Below are 20,438 nucleotides of genomic sequence, written 5' to 3'. Positions count from 1 at the left end.
CGCTGAATCGTGGAAAGCCTCATCGCGCTGCTCATCGCGGCGCCCCTGCTCGGAGCGGCGGTCCTGCTGACCGGCGGCCGACGGCTGGACGCCGTCGGCCACTGGATCGGCACCCTGCTCGCCGGCGCCTCCTTCGTGTTCGGCGCCATCCTCTTCGCCGACCTGCTCGGCAAGGACGCCGAGCACCGCACGCTCACCCAGCACCTGTTCAGCTGGGTCCCCGTCGAGGGCTTCCAGGCGGACGTAGCCTTCCGCCTCGACCAGCTGTCGATGACGTTCGTGCTGCTGATCACCGGCGTCGGCTCGCTCATCCACCTGTACTCCATCGGGTACATGGAGCACGACGAGCGCCGCCGCCGCTTCTTCGGCTATCTGAACCTGTTCCTCGCGGCGATGCTGCTGCTCGTCCTCGCCGACAACTACCTGCTGCTGTACGTCGGCTGGGAGGGCGTCGGTCTCGCCTCCTACCTGCTGATCGGCTTCTGGCAGCACAAGCCCAGCGCGGCCACCGCGGCGAAGAAGGCCTTCCTGGTCAACCGCGTCGGCGACATGGGCCTGTCGATCGCGATCATGCTGATGTTCACGACGTTCGGCACCTTCGCCTTCGGCCCGGTGCTCGGCAGCCACGAGGAGCCGGGCATGGTGAGCGGCGCCTCCGAGGCGACTCTCACCGGCATCGCCCTGATGCTGCTGCTCGCCGCCTGCGGTAAGTCGGCCCAGGTGCCGCTGCAGTCCTGGCTCGGGGACGCGATGGAGGGCCCGACCCCGGTCTCCGCCCTCATCCACGCGGCGACCATGGTGACCGCGGGCGTCTACCTGATCGTCCGCTCCGCCAACATCTTCAACCTCGCTCCGGACGCCCAGCTCGTCGTCACCGTCGTCGGCGCGGTCACGCTCCTGTTCGGTGCGATCGTCGGTTGCGCGAAGGACGACATCAAGAAGGCCCTGGCCGGCTCGACCATGTCGCAGATCGGCTACATGGTCCTCGCTGCGGGCCTCGGCCCGATCGGCTACGTCTTCGCGATCATGCACCTGGTGACGCACGGTTTCTTCAAGGCCGGGCTCTTCCTCGGCGCCGGTTCGGTCATGCACGGCATGAACGACGAGGTCGACATGAGGAAGTACGGCGGCCTCAGGAAGTACATGCCGGTCACCTTCGTGACCTTCGGCCTCGGCTACCTCGCCATCATCGGCTTCCCGGGCCTGTCCGGCTTCTTCTCCAAGGACAAGATCATCGAGGCCGCCTTCGCCAAGGGCGGCACCGAGGGCTGGATCCTCGGCGCCTGCGCCCTGCTCGGCGCGGCCATCACCGCGTACTACATGACGCGCGTGATGCTGATGACGTTCTTCGGCGAGAAGCGCTGGCAGCCGGACGCCGAGGGCCACGAGCCGCACCCGCACGAGTCCCCGAAGTCCATGACGATCCCGATGATCGTGCTGGCGTTCGGATCGGTCTTCGCTGGTGGGTTCTTCAGCATCGGCGACCGCTTCCTGCACTGGCTGGAGCCGGTCACCGGGCACTCCCACGGCGACTCCCCGGTCAGCGCACTCACCGTCACCCTCGCCACGATGGTGGTCCTGGTGATCGGCGTGGCGATCGCCTATGCCCAGTACGGCCGCCGCCCGGTCCCGGTCGTCGCCCCGCGCGGGTCGCTGCTCACCCGGGCCGCCCGGCGCGACCTGCTCCAGGACGACTTCAACCACGTGGTCCTGGTCCGCGGCGGGGAGCACCTCACGCGGTCCCTGGTCTACGTCGACCACACCCTGGTCGACGGAGTGGTCAACGGCACGGCGGCCTCGGTCGGAGGTCTGTCCGGTCGGATGCGCAAGCTGCAGAACGGCTTCGCGCGGTCGTACGCGGTCTCGATGTTCGGCGGTGCGGCCATCCTCGTCGCCGCGACCCTGCTGATGAGGGCGGTCTGATACCGATGTCCTTTCCTCTGCTGACAGCGACGGCGGCGCTCCCGGCGATCGGGGCGATCGCCACGGCCGCCGTACCGGCCGCGCGGCGCACCGCCGCCAAATGGCTGGCGCTGCTCGTCTCGCTCGCCACCCTCGCCCTCGCGATCACCGTGCTGGTCCGCTTCGACCCGGACGGCGACCGCTACCAGCTCACCGAATCACACGCCTGGATCGCGGACTTCGGGGTCCGTTACGAACTGGGCGTGGACGGCATCGGGGTGGCGCTGCTCGCGCTGACCGCCCTGCTGATCCCGTTCATCATCCTGGCGGGCTGGCACGACGCCGACCCGCTGGAGACCGGCAACAAGCGGTGGCGGCCCACGCAGGGCTTCTTCGCCCTGATCCTGGCCGTCGAGGCGATGGTGATCATCTCCTTCGAGGCCACCGACGTCTTCCTCTTCTACATCTTCTTCGAAGCCATGCTGATCCCGATGTACTTCCTCATCGGCGGCTTCGGGGACCGTGCCCACGCCGGCTCCGACGAGAAGGCGGCGGCCCAACGGTCGTACGCCGCGGTGAAGTTCCTGCTCTACAACCTGGTCGGCGGTCTGATCATGCTGGCCGCGGTGATCGGCCTCTATGTCGTAGCCGGGAACTTCAGCCTCCAGGAGATCGCCGAGGCGCGGGCCAACGGCACGCTCGACATGGCGACCAACACCGAACGCTGGCTGTTCCTCGGGTTCTTCTTCGCCTTCGCGGTGAAGGCGCCCCTGTGGCCGCTGCACACCTGGCTGCCCAACGCGATGGGGGAGGCCACCGCCCCGGTCGCCGTGCTCATCACGGCGGTCGTCGACAAGGTGGGCACCTTCGCGATGCTCCGCTTCTGCCTCCAGCTCTTCCCTGAGGCCAGCAAGTGGGCGACGCCCGCGATCCTGGTCCTGGCGGTGATCAGCATCATCTACGGGGCGCTGCTCGCGGTCGGCCAGCGGGACATCAAGCGGCTGGTGGCCTACGCGTCGATCTCGCACTTCGGCTTCATCATCATGGGCATCTTCGCGATGACCAGCCAGGGCCAGTCCGGCGCGACGCTCTACATGGTCAACCACGGGATCTCGACGGCCGCGCTGATGCTGGTGGCCGGCTTCCTGATCTCGCGGCGCGGCTCGCGGCTCATCGCCGACTACGGCGGAGTCCAGAAGGTCGCCCCGGTGCTCGCCGGCACCTTCCTGATCGGCGGCCTCGCGACCCTCTCGCTGCCGGGGCTCGCGCCCTTCGTCAGTGAGTTCCTGGTCCTGGTCGGCACCTTCGCGCGCTACCCGGTGATCGGCATCATCGCCACCTTCGGCATCGTGCTCGCCGCGCTATACACCCTCGTCCTCTACCAGCGGACGATGACGGGCCCGGTGAAGCCGGAGGTCTCCGCGATGCCCGACCTGCGCGCGCGTGAGCTCCTGGTCGTCGCCCCGCTGGTCGTCCTGTTGATCTTCCTGGGCGTCTACCCGAAGCCCGTCACGGACATCGTGAACCCGGCGGTGAAGTCGACCATGTCCGACGTACACAAGAAGGACCCCAAGCCCGAGGTGGAGGCGGCCAAGTGAGCGCAGTAGCCGTCCACAGCCTGTGGACAACCGCGGCCGACCCGATCTCGAAGATCGACGCGCCGAAGATCGAATACGGGCAATTGTCGCCCACCCTGATCGTTGTGGGCGCGGCGATCATCGGAGTGCTGGTCGAGGCCTTCGTCCCGCGCAAGTCCCGTTACTACGCCCAGCTGTTCGTGTCCGTCGTGGCGCTGTGCGCCGCCTTCGCGGCGGTCGTGGCACTGGCCGCCGACGGGTACGCCACGACGAAGGCGGGCATCGCGGCCATGGGCGCGATCGCCGTCGACGGACCGGCCCTCTTCCTGCAGGGCACGATCCTGCTGGCGGGCCTGGTCGGTCTGTTCACCTTCGCCGAGCGGCGGCTCGACCCCGAGACGCACGGCAACCGCATCGACTCCTTCGCCGCGCAGGCCGCCTCCGTGCCGGGCAGCGACAGCGAGAAGGCAGCGGTGAAGGCCGGGTTCACCACCACCGAGGTGTTCCCGCTGCTGCTCTTCGCCGTCGCCGGCATGCTGATCTTCCCGGCCGCCAACGACCTGCTGACGCTGTTCGTGGCCCTGGAGGTCTTCTCGCTGCCGCTGTACCTGCTGTGCGCGCTGGCCCGCCGCAAGCGGCTCATGTCGCAGGAGGCCGCGGTCAAGTACTTCCTGCTCGGCGCGTTCGCCTCCGCGTTCACCCTGTTCGGCATCGCCCTGCTCTACGGCTACGCGGGCTCGGTGTCGTACGGCACCATCGCGCAGGTCGTCGACGGCACCATCACCACCGTGGACCCGGCGCTCGTGGACACCATGGGCAACGACGCGCTGCTGCTGATCGGCGCCGCGATGATCGTCATGGGTCTGCTGTTCAAGGTCGGCGCCGTCCCGTTCCACATGTGGACGCCGGACGTCTACCAGGGAGCGCCCACCCCGGTCACCGGCTTCATGGCGGCGGCGACCAAGGTGGCCGCGTTCGGCGCGCTGCTCAGGATCCTCTACGTCGTGCTGCCGGGCCTGCGCTGGGACTGGCGGCCGGTCATGTGGGCCGTCGCGATCGTCACCATGCTCGGCGGTGCGATCGTCGCGATCACCCAGACCGACATCAAGCGACTGCTGGCGTACTCGTCGATCGCGCACGCCGGATTCATCCTCGCGGGTGTCATCGCGACCACGCCGGACGGGGTCTCGTCGGTCCTCTTCTACCTGGCCGCGTACTCGTTCGTGACGATCGGCGCGTTCGCGGTGGTGACGTTGGTCCGCGACGCCGGCGGTGAGGCGACGCACCTGTCCAAGTGGGCGGGGCTCGGCCGCCGTTCGCCGCTGGTCGCCGCCGTGTTCGCGGTGTTCCTGCTGGCCTTCGCCGGTATCCCGCTGACCTCCGGCTTCGCCGGGAAGTTCGCCGTGTTCAAGGCGGCGGCGGAGGGCGGCGCGGCGCCGCTCGTCGTGGTCGGTGTGATCTCGTCGGCGATCGCCGCGTTCTTCTACATCCGCGTGATCGTGCTGATGTTCTTCAGCGAGCCGCGGCCGGAGGGACCGACGGTCGCGGTGCCGTCGCCGCTGACGATGACGGCGATCGGGGTCGGCGTGGCGGTCACGCTGGTGCTCGGTGTGGCGCCGCAGTACTTCCTGGACCTGGCGAACCAGGCCGGAGTGTTCGTGCGCTGACCTGCGGTGCCTGAGCCGTTCCCATACGGTGGGCCCCGGTTCCCTTCGAGGGGGCCGGGGCCCGGTGCGTTCGGTCAGGGGGCCGGGCACTTCACCGTCGGTTGAGCGCTTTGAAGAGCCCCTTGGGGTTCTGCTTGTAGATCCAGGCGCGGAGCGTGAACTGGCCGGACTGCTGCCCCATCTCGAACTTCAGGCCGAACAGCTCCGGGGTGGCCTGCCCGGTGTCCGCGACGGCCCACTCCACCCCGGTCAGCTTGCGGCCGTGGGGCCCGTCCTCGTACAGCAGGGCCGAGGGTTCCTCGGGGTCGAGACTGCCGATGTGCTCCGGGTTGACGTAGCGGTAGCCCACGTCTGTCACACACACCTCGGTGCGGTCGTAGCCGTCGCTCGGCGCGAACGGCTCGTAGCCGTACTGGCCGGTCGCCGTGTACGTCGTGGTCAGCTCTGTCCAGACGAACGGGTCCGGGCGGCTGCCTGCGCGGGAACGGCGGTCAGCGAGAAGGCCGCTGCCGCCGCGACGGTGAGGACTGCCTTCAGGGGCCGAAGGGCCATCGTGGTTCTCCTTGAGACGCTGGAGGGAGAAGGAGGCGGACCTCCCCAGCAGCATGTCCCCGCCTCGAACGAACGCGCCATGTGACAGCGGCCGATCGAATGACTACACGACGTCACCGGGCCGGCCTGTGGATAACTCCGGGGCTGTCAGTGCGGAGCCCTATCGTGGAGGCAGTGCTAGAGGGACGACGTACGGGGGACGGGACTATGGGCGGGATGGGCGGGATCAGCGAGATGCCAGGGATCACCGGGACACCGGACGCGAGCGACAGCGAGGCACTGGCCACGCTCCACCGGGTCTTCGGATACGACGCCTTCCGCGGCGAGCAGGAAGAGATCATCGAGCATGTGGTGGCCGGCGGGGACGCCGTCGTCCTCATGCCGACCGGCGGCGGCAAGTCGCTGTGCTACCAGATTCCGTCCCTGGTCAGACCCGGCACGGGCATCGTCGTCTCACCCCTCATCGCGCTGATGCAGGACCAGGTGGACGCGCTCAGGGCGCTCGGCGTGCGCGCCGGGTTCATGAACTCCACGCAGGACTTCGACGAGCGGCGCGTGGTGGAGGCCGAGTTCCTGGCCGGAGAGCTGGACCTGCTGTATCTGGCCCCGGAGCGGCTGCGGCTTGACTCGACGCTGGACCTCCTCTCGCGCGGCAAGATCGCCGCCTTCGCCATCGACGAGGCACACTGCGTCTCCCAGTGGGGTCACGACTTCCGGCCCGACTACCTGGCTCTGTCGCTGCTAGGCGAGCGCTGGCCCGACGTCCCGCGGATCGCCCTCACCGCGACGGCCACGCGCGCCACGCACGAGGAGCTCACCCAGCGGCTGAACATGCCGACGGCCCGGCACTTCGTGGCGAGCTTCGACCGGCCCAACATCCAGTACCGGATCGTCCCGAAGGCCGACCCCAAGAAGCAACTGCTCGCCTTCCTGCGCGAGGAACACGCGGGCGACGCGGGCATCGTCTACTGCCTCTCGCGCAAGTCGGTGGACACAACGGCTGAGTTCCTCTCGCGCAACGGCATCGAGGCGGTCCCGTACCACGCGGGCCTCGACGCCGGCACCCGCGCCGCCCACCAGTCCCGCTTCCTGCGCGAGGACGGCCTGGTCGTGGTGGCGACCATCGCCTTCGGGATGGGTATCGACAAACCGGACGTCCGCTTCGTCGCCCACCTCGACCTGCCCAAGTCGGTCGAGGGCTACTACCAGGAGACGGGCCGCGCGGGCCGTGACGGACTGGCGTCCACCGCCTGGATGGCCTACGGCCTCAACGACGTCATACAGCAGCGCAAGATGATCCAGTCCGGTGAGGGCGACGAGGCGTTCCGGCGCCGGGCCGCCGCCCATCTCGACTCGATGCTGGCGTTGTGCGAGACGTCCCAGTGCCGGCGCGGGCAGCTCCTGAACTACTTCGGCCAGGAACCCGATCCGGCGGGCTGCGGCAACTGCGACACCTGCCTGACGCCGCCGGAGACCATCGACGGCACCGTCGCGGCCCAGAAGGTGCTGTCGACGGTGGTGCGGCTGCAACGGGAGCGGGGGCAGAAGTTCGGCGCGGTGCAGATCGTCGACATCCTGCTCGGCAAGCGCACCGGCAAGGTCATCCAGTTCGACCACGACCAGCTGTCCGTGTTCGGCATCGGCGAGGAGCTCTCCGAGGGCGAATGGCGGGGTGTCGTACGGCAGTTGCTGGCACAGGGGCTGCTCGCGGTCGAGGGGGAGTACGGCACGCTGGTGCTCACCGAGGCGAGCGGGGCGGTGCTGAGGCGGGAGCGGGAGGTGCCGCTGCGCAAGGAGCCGAAGAGGCCCGCGACCGCGAAGACCAGCTCCTCGTCAGGGCGGGGCAGGGCCAAGGCCGCGGTGGCCGAGCTGCCCGAAGCACTGCAGCCGGCGTTCGAGGCACTGCGGGCCTGGCGTGCCGAGCAGGCCCGGGAGCAGGGCGTCCCGGCCTACGTCATCTTCCACGACGCCACGCTCAGGGAGATCGTCACGGTGTGGCCGACCTCGGTGCAGCAGCTCGGAAACGTGGGCGGGGTCGGCGAGAAGAAGCTGGTGACCTACGGCGAGGGCGTGATCGGCGTACTGGCCTCCCTCGACAGCCCCGGCCCCGCGGGAGGCACCGCACCGACCGTGACACCCGCGAAGGCCGATGGCGACGACCACTGGCCTGAGATGGACGCGGAACCCGAGCCGGAGGACTGGATATAGGGGCGGCCGGGACGATTCGGGGGGCGTCCGGGACCGCCGGGTGGGGTGCGGGGACGTCCGCGGCCTGATGGGCGGCGGGGATGTCCGCGGCCTGATGGGCGGCGGGGATGTCCGCGGCCTGATGGGTGCACGGGACGCTGCCTGGCCGGGTAGCGCACGGGCGTCCGCGGTCGGCTGGTGCGTGGGCGTCCGTGCACGACCGGTGAAGGGGCGTCCACTACCGGCGTGGCGCCAGAGTTCTACGGCAGATGGTGCAACCCCCTCGCCGCATACGCCCTGACATCCGCGTCCGAGTCGGTCGTCGCCGTGGCCAGCGCCGCGCGGGCGTCCTCGGTGCCCGAATGCCGGGTCAGGGCGAGGACGGCCGCTTTGCGGACGTCGGCGTTCGGGTCGGCGAGGGCCTTGGCGAGGGCGGGGACTGCCACGTCCGGGTCGGCGGCGGACAGCGCGGTCGCCGCACCCGATCGGACCTGCCACGCGGCGGCTGACAGGGCCGTCACGGCACGGGCGGCGAGCGACGCGGGGCAGCCGGTGGTGCCGAGCGCCCCGTAGGCGGCCCCCTGGACCAGTGCGTCGGGATCCTCGGTGAGTTGGGACAGGGCTTCGAGGACGGCGTCGAGCGGGCGCTGTGGCCACACCGTCGCCAGCGCCTTGGCGATCGTCACGCGGACCTCGCGGGACGGGTCGGTGGTGGCCGTGTGGGCCAGTTCGGTGGCGGCGTCCACCGAGACCAGGGCGCGGACGGCCTCGATGCGGACCGGGATCTCCGAGTCGGTCAGTGACCCGGCGAACAGCTTTGCGTCACCCAGGCGCAGGGCGCGCAGAACGTCCAGGGCGGCGGCGCGGACGACCGGGTCGGCCTCGGCCAGGGCGGCGGCGAGGCCGTCACGCAGGGCGGGTTCCGGCGGGAGCGTCTCGACGAGTTCGCGCAGGGACGCGGCCGCGGCGGCGCGGACCTCGACGGCGGGGTCACGGAGTGCCTCAGCGAGGGCGGGGCCGGTGCCAGAAGGCAGGGTCTCGGTGAGTACGGCCACGGCCTCGCGCCGGACGGCGGGTGCAGGGTCGGTCAAGTAGGGCTGAAGAGAGCTGAGTTCGGGCTGCTCCTCGGCGAGGGAGACGAGTTCGAGGAGGCGGGCGGAGGAGGTGTGGGGGGTGGGGAGGGGAGGGGGGAGGGGCCCCCTCCCCGTCGGCAGCGAGGTCGGCAGCGAGTTCGCCTCCCCGTCCACGCCAACCCCGTCCACGCCAACCCCGCCCACGCCAACCCCCGCCGCCACCGGCGCCCGGTCCCGCGCACCGGCCGTAGCCACATCCTCGGCGTGCACCTCGCCGATGTGCCGGGAGGGACCGCCGACCGGGGTGAACTCGTCGATCGGAACCAGATAGGGAGCCACGGGCCGGGCCGTGAACTCCATCGCACCGGAGGGGGACTTGTGCAGGTCGAGATGGTGGAACCAGGAGGTGTCGTCGCGATGGGGGTGGTCGAGGCGGTCGTGGTAGAGGCCCCAGCGGGACTCCGTGCGGGCCAGGGAGGCTCGCGCGGCCATCTCCGCGCAGTCGCGGATGAAGGAGACCTCGGCACAGCGCATCAACTCGTGCGGGGTGCGGGCACCCATCGCGGCGATGTCGTCCCGCATCCGCTCGAAGGACTCCAGGGCCAGGGAGAGACGGGCGCCGGACTTCGGCGGAGCCACGTAGTCGTTGACGAAGCGGCGCAGCTTGTACTCGACCTGGGGCTGCGGCGGGCCGTCCGGGTTGCGCAGCGGGCGGTAGATCAGCTCGTGCGCCTCGCGCAGTTGGTCGGACGGCAACTCCCCTTCGTACGGGGCGTACTGGGAGGCGTCCGCGCCCGCGAGGTCACCGAAGACGAACGCGCCGATCATGTAGTTGTGCGGCACGCAGGCCAGGTCGCCGGCGGCGTAGAGGCGCGGGACGGTCGTACGGGCGTGGTCGTCGACGCGGACGCCGGAGGCCGAGTGGCCGCCGCACAGGCCGATCTCGGAGATGTGCATCTCGATGTCGTGGGTGCGGTAGTCGTGGCCGCGGCCCTCGTGGAAGGTGCCTCGGGTGGGGCGTTCCGTGGAGTGCAGGATCGACTCCAGGGACGAGATCGACTCCTCGGGGAGGTGGCTCAGCTTCAGGTACACCGGGCCCCGGTCGGAGGCGACCTCGGCCGCGAACTCGGCCATCATCTGGCCGGACCAGTAGTCGGAGTCGACGAAACGCTCGCCGTGCCGGTTGACCTGGTAGCCGCCGAAGGGGTTGGCGACGTACGCGCAGGCGGGTCCGTTGTAGTCCTTGATCAGCGGGTTGATCTGGAAGCACTCGATACCGGTCAGCTCGGCGCCCGCATGGTAGGCCATGGCGTAACCGTCGCCCGCGTTGGTCGGGTTCTCGTACGTGCCGTACAGGTAACCGGAGGCGGGCAGGCCCAGGCGGCCGCAGGCGCCCGTCGCCAGGATCACCGCGCCCGCGCGGACCGTGACGAAGGCACCGGTGCGCGTGTTGAAGCCGACCGCCCCCACGGCCCGTCCGTCGTCCGGAGACGTCAGCACCCGCACCGGCATTACCCGGTTCTCGATGCGGATCTTCTCCCGCATCTCGCGGCGCCGCAGCTGCCGGTACAGGACCTTCTTGACGTCCTTGCCCTCCGGCATCGGCAGCACGTAGGAGCCGGAGCGGTGGACCTGGCGGACCGCGTAGTCGCCGTGCTCGTCCTTCTCGAACTTCACGCCGTACGACTCCAGGCGCTGCACCATGCCGAAGCCGCGGACGGCGGTCTGGCGGACGGTGGACTGGTCGACGATGCCGTCGTTGGCGCGGGTGATCTCGGCGACGTAGTCGTCGGGCTCGGCGCGGCCGGGGATGACGGCGTTGTTGACGCCGTCCATGCCCATGGCGAGGGCTCCGGAGTGCCGGACGTGGGCCTTCTCCAACAGCAGCACGTCCGCGCCGTGCTCGGCGGCGGTCAGGGCGGCCATGGTGCCGGCGGTGCCCCCACCGATGACGAGGACGTCACAGCGGATCTCCTCGGCGTCGGTGAGGGCGGGGATCTCCAGAGGCGTGTTCAAGGAGGGGGTGGTCACCGGAGGGCCTTTCAGGTTCCGAGCGAGGAGAGGACGTCGCGCCGTAGCGCCACGCGCGCGGGGTCGTCGTGCGCCGCACGGTCGCGCGGGCGCGGAATGTCGCGTACGGCGGTCAGGCGGCCGCCGCCGAGGAGGGCCACGCGGTCGCCGAGGAACAGGGCCTCGTCCACGTCGTGGGTGACGAAGACGACGGTCGCGCCCGTGCCGTGCAACACCTCCACCAGCAGGTCCTGCATGCCGGCGCGGGTCTGCGCGTCGAGGGCGCCGAAGGGCTCGTCCATGAGGACGGCGCGAGGGTGTCCGGCGAGGGCGCGGGCCAGCTGGGCGCGTTGGCGCTGCCCGCCGGAGACGCGGTGCGGCAACTGCAGGGCGCGGTCGGCGAGTTTGACCCGGTCGAGCCAGGACTGGGCCTGGGTGCGCCGTTCGGCGCGCGGCAACCCCTTGATGGCCAGCGGGAGTTCGACGTTGGCGCGCAGGGTGCGCCAGGGCAGGAGGGCGTCCTCCTGGAAGACCAGGGCGCGTTCGGCACCGGGGCCGGTGAGCGGCCGGCCGTCCTGGGAGACCTCGCCGGAGAGCAGGGGGAGGAGGCCGGCCAGGGTGCGCAGCATTGTCGACTTGCCGCAGCCCGAGGAGCCGACGACGGTGAGGATCTCGCCGGGGGCGATGTCCAGGTCGACGCCGGTCACCGCGGGGGCGCCGGGGCGGCCGAGGGTGGCGTCGCGCAGGGTGAGGCGGGTGCCGCGAGCGGCGGACGGTGCCGGGGCCGCCGTACCGACGACGGTGTCAGACGAGGTGCTCATCGCGTGCCTCCTCGGCCTTGGGTTCGGGTCCCTCACGAAGGGGCGCGGTTGCGGCGCGCGGTGTCCTCGGCCGGGTCGCGGCCACGTACGACGTCCTCGGCAGCCACCGGGTCAGACGGCGGCCCAGCAGCTCCACGGCCGTGGAGGTGAGCCAGCCGAGGATGCCGATGGTGACCATGCCGACGAAGACGCCCGCGTAGTTGACGACGGTGTAGTCCTGCCAGGTGCGGTAGCCGACGCCGTACTGGCCGGAGATCATCTCGGCGGAGATCACACAGATCCACGAGACGCCGATGCCGACGGACAGGCCCCCGAAGATGCCGGGCAGGGCGCCCGGCAGGACGACCGAGACCAGGATCCGCCCGCGGCTGCCGCCCATGGTCTGCACCGCCTCCTCCCACACGGGGGTCAGCGCGCGGACCGCGTGCCGGGTGGAGACCAGGACGGGGAAGAAGGCGGCGGTACAGGTGATGAAGACGATGCCCTGCTCGTTGGAGGGGAACAGGAGGATCGCGACGGGGACCAGGGCGATCGCGGGGATCGGGCGGACCACCTCCAGGACCGGGCCGAGCAGGTCCTCGGCGAGGCGGGAGCGCGCCACGAGCACGCCCGTCGCCACGCCGAGCACCGCGGCGAGCAGGAACCCGGTCAGGATGCGGGTGAGGCTGTCGGTGAGGTCCGTCCAGTAGTCGGGGCCGGAGACCCGGTCGGCGAAGGCGCGGGCCACGTCGGCGACCGTGGGGAACTGCGAGAAGCGCAGCCACAGGTCGATGTTCAGGCTGGTCAGCAGCTGCCACACGCCGAGGGCGACCGCCAGCGAGGCCGCCCTCAGCGCATACCGGGTCACGACGCCCGCTCCAGCGCGTCGTCGTACGTGATGACTCGGGCGCCGCCGTGCGCGGAGAGGTACGCCTGCGCGGTCTCCGGGGCGACGAAGGGCAGGAGCTGGTCACCGTCGGCGACCCAGACGGCCTTGTCGGCGAACCAGAGGGTGCCGGTGGTGGCGTCGGGGACGTAGGCGGCGCGGATACCGGACTTGTGCGTGGAGACGTACGCGAGGAGTTCGGCGGGCGTCCTGAAGCTCTGGGTCTTGGCGGCGCCCTTGGGCCAGACCTCGCTCGCCGAGGCGGCGGGTGCGGCGGCCGGCCGCTTGGCGTAGTCCGCCCCGAGGGCCTTCTTGGCGTACTGGTCGTCGACGAAGGAGTCCACGTCGATGTCCCCGGTCAGCTTGGCCGCCTTCAGGACCGAGACGTCCTGCTTCAGGGCGGAGACCAGCTGGGGCTTGACCGCCGGGTCGAAGGTGGCGATGCCGTGGGCGCCGTTGTAGAGGTAGACGACCTCGGCGGGCAGACCGGTGGCCTCGGCGACCTTCTCGGCGGCGTCGACGGGGTGGCCGTTCAGGTAGTCGGTGGCCTCGGCCTGGGCTTTCAGGAAGGCCTCCAGGACGGCCGGGCGCTGCTTGGCGAAGTCCTCGCGGGCGGTGACGCCGTGGAAGGTGGGGAGGTTCAGCTCGGCACCGTCGTACAGCGCCTTCGCCTTGCCCTGGAAGGTGAGCAGGCCCGGCCAGGCGACGAACTGCGACAGCGCGTCAGTGCTGCCCGCCGTCAGGGCGGAGGCGCCCACCGCGGGCTGCTGGTTGAGCTTCTCGATGCCCTTGTCGGGGTCGATGCCGGCGCGCTGCAGGGCACGTACGAGGGTGCCGTCGGCGGCGGAGCCGACGCTGGTGGAGACCTTCTTGCCGCGCAGGTCCTTGAGCGAGGCGAGTTTCGAGTCGGGGGAGGTGACGATGGTGTTGAGACCGCCGCGGAGGTTGTAGCCGGTGACCGAGACCAGATGGGTGGGCTTGCCGAGCTGCTTGCCGCGGGCCGCGTTGATGAGGAGCGGGAAGTCGCCCATCGAACCGATGTCGATCTTCCCGGCGGTCATCTGGGCCGTGATGGGGGCGCCGGTGGCGTAGTCCTGCCAGTCGACCTTGTAGGTCTTTCCGTCGTGCAGCGAGTTGAGCTCCTTCTCGAAGTAGCCGAGGGAGCGCAGCAGGGTGCCGGCGGTGACCGTGTTGATGGTCTTGGACTGGTAGCCGACGGTGACGGTGACCGTGGAGCTGTCACCGGCCTGGGCGCTGCCGCAGGCCGTCAGTGGTGCCAGCAGCAGAAGGGTGACGACAACTGGTCTGATTCTCATGGGAGTTCGAGGACCTCTCACCGGAGCAGATAGGGCATGTTGACCGTGACGGCTCCGGTGGGACAGCGGGCCGCGCACGGGCCGCAGTACCAGCACTCGTCGACGTGCATGTAGGCCTTGCCGCTGCTGGTGTCGATGGCGAGGGAGTCCAGCGGGCACATGTCCACGCAGAGGGTGCAGCCGTCGATGCACTTCGACTCGTCGATGGTCACGGGCACGTCGGCCCGCTGGGGCGCCAAGGGCATGGCTGTCTCCAGGAATGTGCGAGCAAGGGGGGTTCTGCAGGTCTACAGGGAGCGGCGCAGCAGGCCGCTCATGGTGATGCGGTCACCGCGGAAGCGGATGAACTCCAGGTCTACGGGGCGGCCGTCGGCGAGGTGCGTGAGCCGTTCCAGCATCAGGACGGCCGATCCGCGGGGGGCTTCGAGTACGGCGGCGGAGTGGGCGTCCGCGTTCACCGCCTCCAGGGTGATCTCGGCCTGGCCGAGGCGCTGGCCGGTGATCGTCTCCAGCAGGCGGAAGACGTCGGTGTTCTCCAGGTCGGCGCCGATCAGGGCGGTGCCGATGTCGAGGGGGATGTAGGTGAGGTCGAGGGAGAGGGGGAGGCCGTTGAGGCGGCGCAGGCGTTCCACGTAGAGGACGTCGGTGCCGGGAGCGATCTGGAGGCGCTGCGCCACCGGGTGCGGGGCGGGTGCGGGGCCCATGGTGCGGACCTCGTTGGTGACCGTGCCGTGTTCGCGGAGGGTTTCCGCGAGGCCCATCAGACGGTCCAGGCCGTGGGGGTACTTCTGTCCTACGACGACGGTGCCGACTCCGGGGAGGCGTTCGACCAGGCCTTCCGCGCGGAGCAGGTCCAGAGCTTGGCGGACCGTGTTGCGGGAGGCGCGGTAGTCGGTGGCGAGGGTGGTCTCGTGGGGGAGGGTGCCGGTCTCGAAGCCGCCGGTGAGGAGCTGGTGGCGCAGGAGGTCGGCGAGCTGCCGCGCCTGGTCCGCACGCAGCCGGCGCCGGGCGTTGGCGGCGACGGTGGTCGCGCCTTGGCCGGCGTGGTCCCGGATACGGTCGGTGGGTGGCATGGCTGGAACCATACCGAGCTGGTAGGAAAACCTGTGTTGCCGGATTGTTGCGCCACCTGACGGTGTGACGGATCTGGGTCTGACCTGCGGTTTCTGCTGCTGTGGGGTGAGATGTGCCACCTGGTGGCGCCGGAGGCGGGCCTCGCTCACCGGCGCTGGCCGGGTGCCGCTTCTGTGGGTCGGGAGCCGCCCCAGCGGCACGACTGCCCGCAGTCCAGAGCGCCCCTTCAGGGGCGCGGGGAACTGCGCGATCAGCCCCCACCGGCGCGCGGCCGAAACACGACCCCCCTACGCCAGCACCGACAACCCCGGCCCGAACACGATCAGCAGCGGCAACAACGGCACCAGCGCAGCCGTCGCAGACGTGAGCGCCCGCTGTCGGCGAAGCAACCGCGGCGGAGGCTCCAGCAGCCGGTCCACCCGCTCACCCAGCAACCGATGACTGGACGCACACGACAGCACCCCCCGGTGCTGGTTCAGCTCGATCAACGCCAACGCCGTCGTCAGGTGCCCGCACCGCCGGGACGCCATGTCGTCCGCCGCCAGTTCCACCAACCGGTGGGTCTGGTCGCAGAAGTGGGCGAACAGCGGCACCCGCGGAAACCCCGTGGCCAGCGCCGTGGACAGATGGAGCAGCCAGTCGTGGCGGGCCCGCGCATGCCCCCGCTCGTGGGTGAGGACCGCGTCCAGCTGGTGGTCGGTGAGCCGGTGCAGCGCACCCGTCGTCACGATCAGCTGCGGCGGGCTCCCCGGCATCCACCACGCGTCCGGGTACTCGTCCTCCAGGACGAGCAGCGGACCGCGCGCCACCGCCCCGAGCCCGGCCGGCAGATCCGGGGCGCGTTCGCGCAGATGCGCCCGGGCAGCGCCGCGGCGGCGACGGGCCTCGACCAGTTCACGGGCCAGCATCGCCGTGGTCCATCCGGCCCCCGCCGCCAGCAGCAAGGTCAACGTGACCGCCCAGACCGGCGCCGCCGAGAGGTCGTACGCCGCGGTCACGGCCGGCGGTGCCGGGGCGAACACATGGTCGCGGACCGTGTGGAAGACCGCCGCCGTGCCCAGGACCAGCGCGGTGAGACAGCACAACAGCACGGTGGCGACCAGGCACTGCCACACCCACAGGCCGACCACCGGTTCCCGTTCGGGCCAGGCGGCCCGGGTGAGCGCGCGCGGCACCGGCACGGCGGCCGCCACGGCGACGGTGCTCAGCAGGAGCAGGCAGTAAGTCATGCCACGGGCTCCGGATCCTGGTCGGAAGAGAGGAAGGGCGGCGAGCGTGCCGCGCCCCACACGTCCATGTGGCGCGCGTATGTCTCGTGTCATCGTCCGTGGCCAGTATGACGGCGCGAACGGCCGACGTCAGGGGACAGAACGGACACGTCGTTCACAACAGGTCCCGACGCCCCACCAGGCCACACCGCCCCCTCACCCCTCCAACGCCTCCCGCACCGCCGCCTCCACGACCGTGTCGGCCGCCCCCGCCGCCCGCGCCTGCGCCACGAATCGCCGGGCCAGACGCGCCAGTTCGGCCGGGTCGGGTCCCTGTCGGAGCTCCGCCGGCAGCGGTGCGACGCGGGTGCCCGCGCCTCGCCGGGTGTGGATCAAAGACGCGGCCTCCAGTTCCCGGTAGGCCCGCGCCACCGTCCCCGCCGCGAGCCCGAGGTCGGCCGCGAGCTGCCGTACCGTCGGCAGGCGTTCGCCCTCCGGCAGCCTGCCCGTGGTGATCAGCGCGGCGAGCTGTGCGCGGATCTGTTCGTACGGCGGGACAGGGCTGTCCGTGTCGACGCGTACGGCCTCCCCGCTCACCGTCGCTTCCCCCAGGTGGCCCGGGGCGAGACGATGGTGAACAGGCACCACGCCACCGCGACCAGCGAGACCAGGGCCGACGGCCACAGCACCGCGTTCGCGACGGTCCCGGTCGTCCCGTCGCAGGAGAGGTTCATCAGGGTGCCCGACATGGTGGAGGCCGTGCCGAGCAGGGACGACGACACCACCAGACCCCACGCGGCGACGATCGCGAGTGTGCGGTCGCGGCGGGACTGCTCGTCGCCGGGCCGGGTCGCGATCCGCCGCAGGGCCCAGCCGCAGGCGCCGGTGGAGACGGCGAGGGAGGCGAGCATGGGCAGGCCGTAGTAGAGGCCGGGCCAGGGGGAGGACGTCTCGGTCGCGCCCCGGCAGGTCAGGGTGAGCGCACGTCCGGCCCGCCCCAGGTCGTCGGGCGAGGCGGTCACGGCTGCGGCCGTCAGGAGGACGACCAGGGTAGCGGCGAGCCCGAGCAGCAGCCAGGTCGTCCGGGGCGGCACATGGGCGCGGACCCGGCGAGGAGTGAGGCCGGCGGTGCGGACGGCACCCCGGGCCGGGGCGGTGAGCGCGTCACCGGCCAGCACTCCGGCCACCGCGCACAGGCCGAACACCGGGATGGCGTAGAGGATGCCGTCGCCGCCGATCAGCGGCGAGAGCCAGCGGGCGGCCAGGGCGCCGACGGCGAGGCCGGTCCAGCGGGCGTACCGGTCGACGGGCCGACGGGCCGAGGAGCGGGCGGTGGAATCGAGTTCGAGCATGTGAGACGGACCCCCGTGGAGCGGTGCCGGGGTGCGCCGCGGAACACCGGGACGTACCCCAGACACGCTTGTATCAAGTGGTGAGTACAAGATGCGTCACCACGGGGGCTTGTGTCAACTCCTTGATACAACCCGCCCGGTGACCTCCCCCAGCCCCACCCGGGCCCCGTCCGGCCCCGGAGCCCACGCCGACAGCGTCACCACGTCCCCGTCCTCCAGGAACGTCCGCTTCCCGTCGGGGAGTTCGAGCGCGTCCCGGCCGTTCCAGGTCAGTTCGAGCAGCGACCCCCGCTCGTCCGCGGCGGGCCCGCTCACCGTCCCCGAGCCGTACAGGTCACCGGTCCTCAGCGAGGCCCCGTTGACCGTCATGTGGGCCAGCTGCTGGGCCGCCGTCCAGTACATGGTGGAGAAGGGCGGCTCGGAGACCACGTGGCCGTTGATCGCGACGGAGATCCGCAGGTCGTAACCGCCCGGCTCCACCTCGGCGGACGTGTCGTCCAGATACGGCAGCAGCTCGTGGGTCCGGGAGGGCGGCGCCACCCGGGCCTCCTCAACGGCCTCCAGCGGGGTGATCCACGCCGCCACCGACGTGGCGAAGGACTTCCCGAGGAACGGGCCGAGGGGGACGTACTCCCAGGCCTGGATGTCCCGCGCCGACCAGTCGTTGAGCAGGCACAGCCCGAAGACGTGCTCCCGGAAGTCACCGAGCCCGACCGGCCGGCCCATGTCCGAGGGCACGCCGACCACGAAGCCGACCTCCGCCTCGATGTCGAGCCGCACCGACGGCCCGAAGACAGGCGCCGCGTCCGGAGCGGGCCGACGCTGCCCCGACGGCCGTACGACCTCCGTCCCCGACACCACCACCGTGCCCGAGCGGCCGTGGTAACCGATCGGCAGGTGCTTCCAGTTGGGGGTCAGGGAGTCGGCGGCGTCGGGCCGGAAGATCTGGCCGACGTTCCGCGCGTGGTTCTCGGAGGCGTAGAAGTCGACGTAGTCCGCGACCTCGAAGGGGAGATGGAGGTCGACCGAGGGCAGCGGGTGGAAGAGGCCCGCGATCGCCTCGCGGTGGGCCGGGACCGTCACCCACGCCGTCAGCGCGCGCCGGACGTCCGACCAGGCCGTGCGGCCGGCGGCCAGCAAGGGCCCCAATGACGGCTGGGCGAGCAGGGAGACGTACGGGGAGCCGAGGGCGGTCGCCGCCGCGCCCGCGTCGAGGACGTGGTCGCCGAGCCGGACGCCGACGGTCCGCTCGGGCGAGCCCGCTGGGGAGAAGACTCCGTACGGAAGGTTGTGCGGACCGAAGGGGTGGCCCTCAGGCACGTCGAAGGGGACCTCGAAGGGGGGCATGGGGTGCTGCCTCACTCTCGCGCATGCCGTGCGGTGCAGGTGGTCGCGGCACACGTTACGTCCGAGCCGCCGGTCGTGGGAGTGTCTAAAGAGTTAGCAATGCGACTAAAGAGTTCGTAATGTCCTGGTACGGGATAGTCGGAGGCTTCCATTCCGGCTTAGCGTCCTTTGCGAGCACGGACGGGATGGGTGGGGTCGCGTCCGTTGGGGGACGCGTGGGGGGACCGTGGCCAGGAGTGCGAGCAGTGTGCCGTTCGAGGCCGACACGGATGTACCGGCCTTGATCGTCAAGTTCGGCGACTACCCGCTGCACCACGGCGGAGTGGGAGCGATCCGCAGTCTGGGCCGCCTCGGCGTGCCCATGTACGCCATCACGGAGGACCGTTGCACACCCGCGGCCGCCTCCCGGTACCTCACCCGCGCCTTCGTCTGGCCGACGACCGGCACCGAGGACCCGGGCCGGCTCGTCGAGGGACTCATCCGGATCGGGCGCCGCATCGGCCGCCCCGCCGTCCTCGTACCGACCGACGAGGAGGCCGCGATCCTGATCGCCGAGCACCAGAGGGACCTCTTCGGCCGCTTCCTCTTCCCGCGCGTGGAGCCCGCCCTGCCCCGGCGCCTGGCCAGCAAACAGGGCCTGCACGAACTGTGCGTGGAACACGGGATCGCGAGCCCGGAGGCCGCCTTCCCGCAGTCGTACGACGATGTCGTGGCCTTCGCCGAGAAGGCCCGCTTCCCGGTGGTGGCCAAGAACCGCGAGGCGTTCGTACGGCGCCGGCGGCCCGCGGTGAACGGCACCACCCGCATCGCCACCCGTGAAGGGCTGCTCGCCCTCGCCCGTGACTGGGGCGAGCGGCCCGGGGTGATCCTCCAGGAGTACCTGCCGCGGGAGGAGGCCGAGGACTGGATCGTGCACGCCTACTTCGACGCCAACTCCACCCCGCTGGCCCTGTTCACCGGCGTCAAGGTGCGCTCCTGGCCGCCGCACGCGGGCATGACGGCGAACGCGTACGTCGTCGACAACCCGGAACTCGCGGACCTCGCCGCGCGTTTCATCAAACAGATCGGCTACACCGGCGTCATCGACCTCGACCTGCGCTTCGACCGGCGCGACGGTCAGTACAAACTGCTCGACTTCAACCCACGCATGGGCGCCCAGTTCCGGCTCTTCGAGAGCGAGTCGGGGGTGGACGTCGTCCGCGCCATGCACCTGGATCTCACAGGGCGTGCTGTTCCGGAGGGGGAACAGCGGGCCGGCCACCGCTATGTCGTGGAGAACATCGACCTGCCCGCCCTGCTCGCCTACCGCCGCAGCGGCTATACGACGCCGCACGCGCCGGCGCGGCCCAGCGGGACCGAGCTGGCCTGGCTCGCGGGTGACGACCCGCTGCCGTTCCTCACGATGCTCGGGCGCTTCGTGCGGCCCGGCGCGAAGCATCTCTACCAGTTGTGGCGTACCAGCCGCCGCGGCAGCGCGGCCAACTGAA

At 70.9% G+C, this 20,438-nt stretch carries 16 protein-coding genes; 5 read left to right on the top strand and 11 right to left on the bottom strand.

The features are described from left to right. Positions 1 to 9 precede the first annotated feature (9 nt). Genes nuoL through nuoN form a run of 3 tightly spaced genes read left to right on the top strand, consistent with a single transcriptional unit; the run spans position 10 to position 5,146 of the window. The gene (nuoL, locus tag AB0D34_RS42760; protein WP_362672468.1) at positions 10 to 1,923 is read left to right on the top strand and encodes an NADH-quinone oxidoreductase subunit L; all 1,914 of its coding nucleotides are present in this window, start codon (positions 10 to 12) and stop codon (positions 1,921 to 1,923) included. Between the two features lie 5 nt (positions 1,924 to 1,928). Continuing rightward, positions 1,929 to 3,500 (top strand): NADH-quinone oxidoreductase subunit M, encoded by a 1,572-nt coding sequence (locus AB0D34_RS42755; RefSeq protein WP_362672465.1) that lies wholly within the window; start codon positions 1,929 to 1,931, stop codon positions 3,498 to 3,500. Next, positions 3,497 to 5,146 (top strand): NADH-quinone oxidoreductase subunit NuoN, encoded by a 1,650-nt coding sequence (nuoN, locus tag AB0D34_RS42750; protein ID WP_362672462.1) that lies wholly within the window; start codon positions 3,497 to 3,499, stop codon positions 5,144 to 5,146. Before AB0D34_RS42755 ends, nuoN begins: the two co-directional genes overlap by 4 nt. A 91-nt stretch (positions 5,147 to 5,237) precedes the next feature. On the opposite strand, the gene AB0D34_RS42745 is transcribed toward nuoN, so the two are convergent. Further along, a complete protein-coding gene (locus AB0D34_RS42745) occupies positions 5,238 to 5,753 on the bottom strand; it encodes a hypothetical protein (protein ID WP_362672459.1) in 516 nt (171 codons plus the stop codon). 152 nt (positions 5,754 to 5,905) lie between these two features. Here AB0D34_RS42745 and recQ point away from each other — a divergent pair, with 152 nt between their 5' ends. Beyond that, positions 5,906 to 7,906 carry a DNA helicase RecQ gene (gene recQ / locus AB0D34_RS42740; protein ID WP_362672531.1) on the top strand — a complete coding sequence of 667 codons (2,001 nt, stop codon included), beginning with the start codon at positions 5,906 to 5,908 and terminating at the stop codon, positions 7,904 to 7,906. Positions 7,907 to 8,145: 239 nt separating this feature from the next. Here recQ and AB0D34_RS42735 read toward each other — a convergent pair whose 3' ends face one another. The 10 genes from AB0D34_RS42735 to fahA form a co-directional block, all read right to left on the bottom strand. Then, positions 8,146 to 10,989, bottom strand: a complete 2,844-nt coding sequence (locus AB0D34_RS42735; protein WP_362672456.1) for a fumarate reductase/succinate dehydrogenase flavoprotein subunit — start codon at positions 10,987 to 10,989, stop codon at positions 8,146 to 8,148. Between the two features lie 11 nt (positions 10,990 to 11,000). Next, positions 11,001 to 11,789, bottom strand: coding sequence for an ABC transporter ATP-binding protein (locus tag AB0D34_RS42730; RefSeq protein WP_362672454.1), 789 nt, complete (start codon positions 11,787 to 11,789; stop codon positions 11,001 to 11,003). After that, on the bottom strand, positions 11,773 to 12,636 hold the full coding sequence (locus AB0D34_RS42725; protein ID WP_362672452.1) for an ABC transporter permease: 864 nt from the start codon (positions 12,634 to 12,636) through the stop codon (positions 11,773 to 11,775). Before AB0D34_RS42725 ends, AB0D34_RS42730 begins: the two co-directional genes overlap by 17 nt. Then, positions 12,633 to 13,970: an ABC transporter substrate-binding protein gene (locus tag AB0D34_RS42720; RefSeq protein WP_362672450.1), complete on the bottom strand. Its 1,338-nt coding sequence runs from the start codon at positions 13,968 to 13,970 to the stop codon at positions 12,633 to 12,635. Before AB0D34_RS42720 ends, AB0D34_RS42725 begins: the two co-directional genes overlap by 4 nt. 17 nt (positions 13,971 to 13,987) lie before the next feature. Further along, entirely contained in the window at positions 13,988 to 14,215 is a 228-nt protein-coding gene (locus AB0D34_RS42715; RefSeq protein ID WP_018568287.1) for a ferredoxin family protein, read from the bottom strand. Positions 14,216 to 14,257: 42 nt separating this feature from the next. Next, positions 14,258 to 15,043, bottom strand: a complete 786-nt coding sequence (locus tag AB0D34_RS42710; protein ID WP_362672448.1) for a GntR family transcriptional regulator — start codon at positions 15,041 to 15,043, stop codon at positions 14,258 to 14,260. 288 nt (positions 15,044 to 15,331) lie between these two features. Further along, entirely contained in the window at positions 15,332 to 16,273 is a 942-nt protein-coding gene (locus AB0D34_RS42705; protein WP_362672447.1) for a M56 family metallopeptidase, read from the bottom strand. A 195-nt stretch (positions 16,274 to 16,468) separates the two neighbouring features. Then, positions 16,469 to 16,849 (bottom strand): GntR family transcriptional regulator, encoded by a 381-nt coding sequence (locus AB0D34_RS42700; protein ID WP_362672444.1) that lies wholly within the window; start codon positions 16,847 to 16,849, stop codon positions 16,469 to 16,471. Then, positions 16,846 to 17,604 (bottom strand): hypothetical protein, encoded by a 759-nt coding sequence (locus tag AB0D34_RS42695; protein ID WP_362672442.1) that lies wholly within the window; start codon positions 17,602 to 17,604, stop codon positions 16,846 to 16,848. Before AB0D34_RS42695 ends, AB0D34_RS42700 begins: the two co-directional genes overlap by 4 nt. 114 nt (positions 17,605 to 17,718) lie before the next feature. After that, positions 17,719 to 18,951: a fumarylacetoacetase gene (gene fahA / locus AB0D34_RS42690; RefSeq protein ID WP_362672440.1), complete on the bottom strand. Its 1,233-nt coding sequence runs from the start codon at positions 18,949 to 18,951 to the stop codon at positions 17,719 to 17,721. A 247-nt stretch (positions 18,952 to 19,198) separates the two neighbouring features. Here fahA and AB0D34_RS42685 point away from each other — a divergent pair, with 247 nt between their 5' ends. Further along, on the top strand, positions 19,199 to 20,437 hold the full coding sequence (locus tag AB0D34_RS42685; RefSeq protein WP_362672438.1) for an ATP-grasp domain-containing protein: 1,239 nt from the start codon (positions 19,199 to 19,201) through the stop codon (positions 20,435 to 20,437). Position 20,438: the final 1 nt, after the last annotated feature.

The sequence above is a fragment of the Streptomyces sp. NPDC048420 genome (assembly GCF_040651535.1).
Classification (GTDB): domain Bacteria; phylum Actinomycetota; class Actinomycetes; order Streptomycetales; family Streptomycetaceae; genus Streptomyces.
This window is presented reverse-complemented; position numbering and strand designations above follow the sequence as displayed.

Bases quoted from the DNA above. Each gene is read 5' to 3' on its own strand.
- AB0D34_RS42755 (WP_362672465.1), top strand. From the start codon at position 1,929: ATGTCCTTTCCTCTGCTGACAGCGACGGCGGCGCTCCCGGCGATCGGG.
- fahA (WP_362672440.1), bottom strand. From the start codon at position 18,951: ATGCCCCCCTTCGAGGTCCCCTTCGACGTGCCTGAGGGCCACCCCTTC.
- AB0D34_RS42715 (WP_018568287.1), bottom strand. From the start codon at position 14,215: ATGCCCTTGGCGCCCCAGCGGGCCGACGTGCCCGTGACCATCGACGAG.
- AB0D34_RS42730 (WP_362672454.1), bottom strand. From the start codon at position 11,789: ATGAGCACCTCGTCTGACACCGTCGTCGGTACGGCGGCCCCGGCACCG.
- AB0D34_RS42720 (WP_362672450.1), bottom strand. From the start codon at position 13,970: ATGAGAATCAGACCAGTTGTCGTCACCCTTCTGCTGCTGGCACCACTG.
- AB0D34_RS42695 (WP_362672442.1), bottom strand. From the start codon at position 17,604: ATGCTCGAACTCGATTCCACCGCCCGCTCCTCGGCCCGTCGGCCCGTC.
- recQ (WP_362672531.1), top strand. From the start codon at position 5,906: ATGGGCGGGATGGGCGGGATCAGCGAGATGCCAGGGATCACCGGGACA.
- AB0D34_RS42710 (WP_362672448.1), bottom strand. From the start codon at position 15,043: ATGCCACCCACCGACCGTATCCGGGACCACGCCGGCCAAGGCGCGACC.
- AB0D34_RS42745 (WP_362672459.1), bottom strand. From the start codon at position 5,753: ATGCTGCTGGGGAGGTCCGCCTCCTTCTCCCTCCAGCGTCTCAAGGAG.
- AB0D34_RS42705 (WP_362672447.1), bottom strand. From the start codon at position 16,273: ATGACTTACTGCCTGCTCCTGCTGAGCACCGTCGCCGTGGCGGCCGCC.